The sequence below is a fragment of the Baaleninema sp. genome (assembly GCF_049974805.1).
Lineage (GTDB): Bacteria > Cyanobacteriota > Cyanobacteriia > Cyanobacteriales > Geitlerinemataceae > Baaleninema.
In genome coordinates this window covers 1-6,859 of sequence record NZ_JBNGCO010000170.1, presented here as the reverse complement: position 1 = coordinate 6,859, position 6,859 = coordinate 1, and the positions used below count along the sequence as shown (strand labels likewise).

Sequence of the window (6,859 nt, the reverse complement as noted above, 5' to 3'; positions counted from 1 at the left end):
TGGTAGATGTTGGGGTTGGTTTTGAGGCTATTGAGGAAGGTTTCGGGGTCGGGGGTAATTTCGGGGGAAGTTATTAGGATGTGGTTTGTTTGTTGGAGGAGAGTTTGGAGGGTGTCGATGAGGGTGTAACGGAGTTCGGCGGATGAGGTCAGGTATTCTGGGGGAGTGGGTCGGGTGTCTAGGTAGGTTTGGTGTGGTTTGGTCATGGTGTTGTTTGGGGATAATCGGGTTGCTGTTGATGGGTTTGGGGGCGCGATCGCAACAAATAACCACCGCTGATGAGACCGAAAATCATCAGACTTAGGGGGGCGCTACCTTCAGGAATAGGCCTTGTGCAACTGTGATTCGGCTGATCTCAGATCACCTGTAAATTCGTCCTGGCTAATTCCAACTGAATATTTTTTATAAAGCCGCAAACCGTCTTGTACTGATTTTTTATCACCAGGATCATCAATTGAAGATGGATCAAAAAGATCTGCATCTGGATTAGATCCATATATGACCTTGTGTAATGCAGATACAAGACTGACCGTTGCTTTGATTCCTTCAGTGCTTAAAATTCCTTTTTCCCACTCTTTAATAAAATCTCCAATTGGCAACCTCAGTAGTCCGTTAGTTAGGGTTTGTGCAAGCCCAGCACCATTCAATAGTTCAGACTCCGTGAAGCCAGCTATACGCCCAATATATCCATAGTGCATATTTGACCAGGCTTCGTACTTGTAAATCCGGTCAGTTTTATCATCAATCACCCAATCTTCACCTTCGCTTCTTTCCTTTACACTGCTTTTGTGATCCCAATCAGCACCAGGTTTGACTTTGTATGCCCAAATGGCATAGGCAAGGAGCTTAGACCATGTGATATTTAAACGAGCTTCAACCGGAAGCAATTGATATAGTAATTTATTGTTTTCAAGAAAATCAAGATTTAGCTTTTTCAAGATTTCTACTTCAACAGACTTAGAGTTATTCGCCAGTTCATCCGCCATGTATGCAATTACCCTGTTGGCATTGGGCCAGGCTTCAATCTCACGAGCTTCTTCCTCGGCTTTACGACGAGCTTCTTCTTCAGCTTTACGACGAGCCTCCTTCTCAGCCTCAATTTCCTTACGAACTTCATCACGTTTTGTGATAATGAAGTTGTAAGCATCCTCGATTGTTTTAAAGCCCCATTTCCAGAGAGCTTCCAGCACACGCTTCCGCTCTTCTGGATCGCTAAGAAAAGCCTCAATCTGACGTGCCACACTGACAATATGTTGTTTGGCAGCAGAAATTGCCTTTTCCAAACCCGTCCGAGTGGCAGCAATTTTCGCATCAACCCCATTAATTTTGTTCCACAAATGACCCGTTTTGTCTCCAAGCAGGGCATTCACAATTTTTGCCACTGCATCCTGAGTTCGAGGCTCTAGCCAATTGGTAATACCTTTCAAACTATTACCGATCCCATTAATCGTAGAACTGACACCACCCGCAATAGCATTCACCGCAGGCTTCACAACCTGGTTATAGGCGTTAAATTCAAACTTGACTCCAAATTTATTAACATTGACGCCAAGATTCTTCGTCCACTTAACGGAACTTAGAACCTGTCCTTTGAACTCGCCAACTAACTTATTCGCGCCACTGACCACACGATCAACTGCACTTCTGAACTGATTGGCCGCATTAGCAATAGCCTGATTAATTTCAGCACCAGTCCGATAAGCATTCTTAACCACATTAAAGAACGTAGAGATTGCCGACTTGACACGGCCTTGAAGATCTCCTAGCTTCCCTTTCAGCCAAGTTTGGGCACTATTAACCGCATTTTTGACGGCATCTCGTCCTCGACGGATCAATTTTCGAGCATCTTCCTTCCGATCCTTAATCCAACCATTGTTAAAATCCCAAATGTTGTTGATTTTGTTAAATAAGCTATTCGCAACAGAATCAGCCTTACTCTTGATTCCATTCCCCAGACTATCAACTGTATTCTTAATCGGGTTAGCAATCCCATCAACCCAACTTCTTGCACTATTCCGCGCATCATCCAGAGCCTTATTAACCTTAGCCCGTTGCTCAGCATTCATCTTATCGAGCAACGCCTGCATCTGTTGCTCATAACTGCGCTTCTCTTTCTGAAGCTCCGCAATCTTAGCATTCGCCTTAGCCCGCTCCGGCTCAGCAAAATTGTTTAAAGCCGTATCATAAATCCGCATGATACGTGGATCGCTAAACAGAGGGGCTTTCGCGCCACCACCACTGCCACCAACACGATCGCGCCATCCTTCAGGGAAGCCAGTTTGCGTCAGTGATAATTTATGCTGAAACTTGACAACCAAATCATAATCTGTGGTCACACCTTCGGGACTGTTAACCCGTAACATATATGTGCCAGGAATTAGGTCGGTAATAATTTGTTCGTCAGTAATTCCTTCTCGCATTGAATATGCAATAGGACGGTTCCGCACATCATAGAGAACCAGGTCTGCATCAGCTAACAATTGCTTCAGTTCAGCAGTGATGCGACCATTACGAGACAAGGTAAATCGATAGTAGTCATCTGGGACTAGATTGCCGACAGTCTCACCTGTTAGTTTGGTCTCAAACGGATCTTTCGGGCCAAATTCCGGTAGACGAGTTGCAAAGAACCAATCTTGTCCGCCTTTACCTTTCTGCCGTGCAATTTCCCGCTGACGTTCTAGCTCACGTAGCCGTTCTTGTTCCTTACGGAGTTCCTCTGCACGGCGACGACGCTCTCGCTCTTCACGTAATTTACGTTCTTGTTCTTCCAATTCACGAGCTAAACGCTCCGCTTCTGCTTGACGCTCGGCTTCTTCCCGAGCTTTGCGCTCCTGTTCTGCTTTGTCTCGTGCTAAACGCTCTTCGCGCTCCTTCTGCTCACGTTCTTCACGTTCCTGCCGCTCGCGTAGCTCTTTCTCGCGTTGCAAACGCTCTTGCTCTTGTTTCCATTCATAATTCGGATGATGAATTGGAACTTTAATGACATCTCCCGCACCAATCTCGTTGTAATTGGCAACGCGATTGTAGTCACCGATCCATGCATAGTAGTCATATCCTGCATTACCTAAGTATCTGAGAGCAATATGACTTAAAGTATCTCCGGGAGGAATCCGATAATCAACCCAATCGTAATACTCCCCATTTTTCCAAAAGCGCGTTGCATGCGCCCAAATCTCAGGAGCTACCGTATCCGGGTCAACTTCCGGCATAATCGGCGCAACGTACTCATCATCTGCCTCTGCATCCGACTCCTCCAACGACATTTCCGCTAGTTGTCGGAACGCCTCAATCTGCTCCGGCGTTAAATCCTCTGCATCAAACGACTGAATACCAGACATCTGATAATCCGCCGTCGCCGCGCCCAGATTCACCTCATAACCCAAATCCGCCAGCGAGGCGATGGTAACTTCACTAATCGGAGCCTCACCCGACTCATCGCTATCGAGATTGAGATCGCGAGACATTAATTCGTCGCCAAACAGATTCTCGTTCCAGTGGAGTCCCGCAGAACCTGCACCTTCGGTTTCCAGCGCGATCGCATCCGTCAAACCACCAGATTCTTGGAACGCCTTAACAGCCTGCTTGCCGTTGTATTGTGCCAGCGACGTTCCTGCATAATCTACTAATCCTTTGGCTTCCCAGAGGTTGCCAAACCCGAGAGCATGGAGGAATTCGTGACGAACCACATCAAAGAGCTGACCGGATTGTTCGAGTTGAGCGATATCTGCCGCGTCGAACTGAACCAGAGATTGAGCCGGAAGCAGCGTTCCGTAACGCATAAAGTCGATCTTCGTGCGGGCCTGGGTTCCCCCTGCACCATCGACATCCGCCGTGGAAATCTTGATATTCAAATCGTCAATCAGCTTGCCATCCACCACCGCAGTTGGCAAACCTTGACCGATGAGAGAAGCAACGTTCTTCGCCGCCGCCTGCATAATCTGCTGCTGCGACGCCGAAATTGGGCTGTCGTATTCCAGCGCGATATCAAACGGCTCCTCAGCCAAGCTTTCAAAGCCATAAAGCGTGTACGTCGCTGGACTTTGCCCAACTCGCTCGATTTTGACGAGAACGTCTTCCGGTGCGTTATCCGGTAGTTGTAGCGTTTGGCTGCCGCGAGAGAGAGTCTGACTTCCCAACACCGCTCCAGAAGGACTTAAATATTGAACCGAAATCTCGCCAGACATCACCGCTAACTCAGCCCCGTCGATGTAGCGACTCTCCACCTGGAACACATCAGTCGGGTCGTTCGCACTGACCTGGTCGATAATATCCTGCGTCGGCGACGGTAACAGTGCCGTTGCTGCATCGAGAGTATTAGCTCCTGAGTCAACCGTGTGTTCGGGAATTCCCGGAGGTGCAACGGCCGGATGAGTGGGATCTCCCGGTAAAGATTTACCGCCTGGATTCTGCGCGATGAAATTATCAGCAATGGTACGCGCACCCGGCTTAACTGTGTAAGGTTGTGGCTTGGTGACTTTCGCCAGATGAACCGCTGCCACAACATTAACCAGTCCCGAACCAGTTTCAGTATCCCAATTCCACTCACCGAGATCGGTAGCCGTACGCTTGAGAATATCGACAACCTGAGTGTAGTTGAGATCTGGATTTGCCGCCCAAACTTGAGAGATTGCCCCTGTAACCCGGCTAGCGGCTACACTCGTGCTGACCGTCTCACCATTGCGACCATCAGCAACTAAATCGAGGGAGACACCAGTTGCTGAAGAATCCGTGGCTGCATAAGACTTCCAAACCGAGGTCGCATCGTTAGCAGGTTCAGCTGCACCCACCACCACGACGTTATCGAATTCCGCTGCCACTCCGTTGATGATGGGAGCTTCTCCTGCCGTGTCTCCTGCGGACAGCGTCACGAGAACGCCATTATCTCGTGCGTAAGTCAATGCAGCACGTTCGCTCTGCGTCAATTCGGTCCGAGGCACAACGCTACCATCGTCCAACTCTTCCGTTAACGCAATATTCAAAGCAACGATCGCATTAGAGTCGTTAGAAGCCTTAGCATTGTCTACAGCTTCTGTCAGAGCCGTCACCCACTCATCAGCATTGACCGTTTCCGTACGGACTTGCGCGTTACTGTTAACAGCTTTCACCAGTTCTTCCGATTCAGTCTGCGAACTGGCTTCGTCACCACTGACTTCACCCTCACCGTCAACTGCACTCTCCGTTTCCGCAACCGAGTTCTCCGACTCAATCACCACAATCTCGGGTTGGTCTTCCTCGGGAAACTCAAACTTATCCTCAAGGACGATGGGTTCCGAGGAATTGCTGTCCTGAGTTTCCTCAGCAGCATCAACCGTCTCGGTCACGTCTTCCTCGCTCTCCTCGACCACCTCAGTGTCCGACTCATCAGCGTCCGTCGCCGGTTCCTCAGCAACGTCCACTGCGTCACTCTCACCCGTCGGTTCCGTCGTCGAATCTCCCGTATCGTCAACGGAGTCCGTTAATTCAACCTCCGGCGGTGCTTCCACGACGGGACTCGAACCCTCTGGCTCGTCCCCTGCGTCAGAAGTCGCACTATCATCCGCATCGTCAACCGTCACCTCTTCATCAACGACTTCGCTGTCCGTCTCCTCATCCGTCACGGCGGACTCATCGCTGTCTTCAGCAGCCGTCTCCGAACCGTCTTCAACGGGAGTATCGTCTACCCCTTCAGTCACCTCAGCATCCGTCTCAACCGACTCAGTCAAGTCAATCTGAACCGGGTCAGGGGTGATGTAGGGTTCGGAATACGCTAGTAACGCTTTCCCCATATCCTTGGCTCGCCAGTCGTTGTCACTATCAACAACATCGCCGACGTAGACCGCTTCTCCCGTTGCACCGCGAACTTGGAAAATCAGGTCGTTGTAGTCTTTATCGCTATTTCCATCAGCCCGAATGTCCTCCATGACGAAGGTGTTGCCATCGCCAGTGACATCTGCAATCTGACCGATATGAAACTCGTCATCGGGGTTGGCGGTGGATAGTGAAAATAGGGGTTGTTTCGCTCCCCCAATCTCGGGGTTGCTGACCACTTCAGCCACGCGACCGTTGGGGACTAGCATGACGGCGAATTTGTCCCCGGCTCGCATAGCGAACGTCTTCACGCCGCGATAGTCACCGGAGTTCCAGTCTTTTCCACCTTCAAGGGAGCCATTGAAACGCGCACCTTCGCTGGGGTCGCTGATGACGATGTGACCCTGTTCGGAGCCACTGGCGGCTCGATTGGCGGCTTCAGCGAAGAAGTCTTCAAGGCTGCTGAACTCGAGTTCCTCTAAACCCGAGATGCTGAAAATGGCCACTTCACCGCGATATTTCCCGCCGTCGTAGAGGAAGTCTACGCCGACTTCACCACTTTCTCCGACGGTGAAAACGCCAGAGTTGAAGGCGGGAAGCTCGAAACTAGGAGTTTCGTCGAGAATCTCTTCGTCTTCTTCGTCGATTTCTTCGTCTTCTTCAGCAACGGTTTCTTCGTCGAGTTCTTCGTCTTCTTCAGCAACGGTTTCTTCGCTGGTGTCGTTTTCGGCGACGGGTTCTTCAGAGGTTTCGTCGTCTGTGGAGGATTCGGACTCTTCGGCGACGGTGTCTTCTTCTTCTGGGCTGTTGTCTTCGCTAGATTCGTCTTCGGCTACGACTTCTTCAGTTGATTGGCTCTCGGCGACGGTTTCTTCAGAAGATTCGTCGTTTTCGCTAGATTCGTCTTCGGCTACGACTTCTTCGGTGGCGTCGTCTTCAACCTCTTCTTCGGTGGTGGTTTCGGCGGCGACGGTTTCTTCAGAAGATGCGTCGTCTTCGGTGACGTTTGAGGTTTCTGCGGTGGCGGATACGTCGTCTGTGGTGTCTTCGTTTTCTGTCTCGTCTTCGGCGA

2 protein-coding genes are annotated in these 6,859 nt (G+C 50.1%); both read right to left on the bottom strand.

Annotated elements, in window-relative coordinates; genetic code table 11:
* Nucleotides 1–206: hypothetical protein (locus ACP5D4_RS20375; RefSeq protein ID WP_428013446.1), on the bottom strand; the 206-nt coding region annotated here is incomplete at its 3' end.
* Between the two features lie 111 nt (nucleotides 207–317).
* The coding region (locus ACP5D4_RS20370; RefSeq protein ID WP_428013445.1) for a DUF4114 domain-containing protein at nucleotides 318–6,859 on the bottom strand (6,542 nt) is incomplete at its 5' end.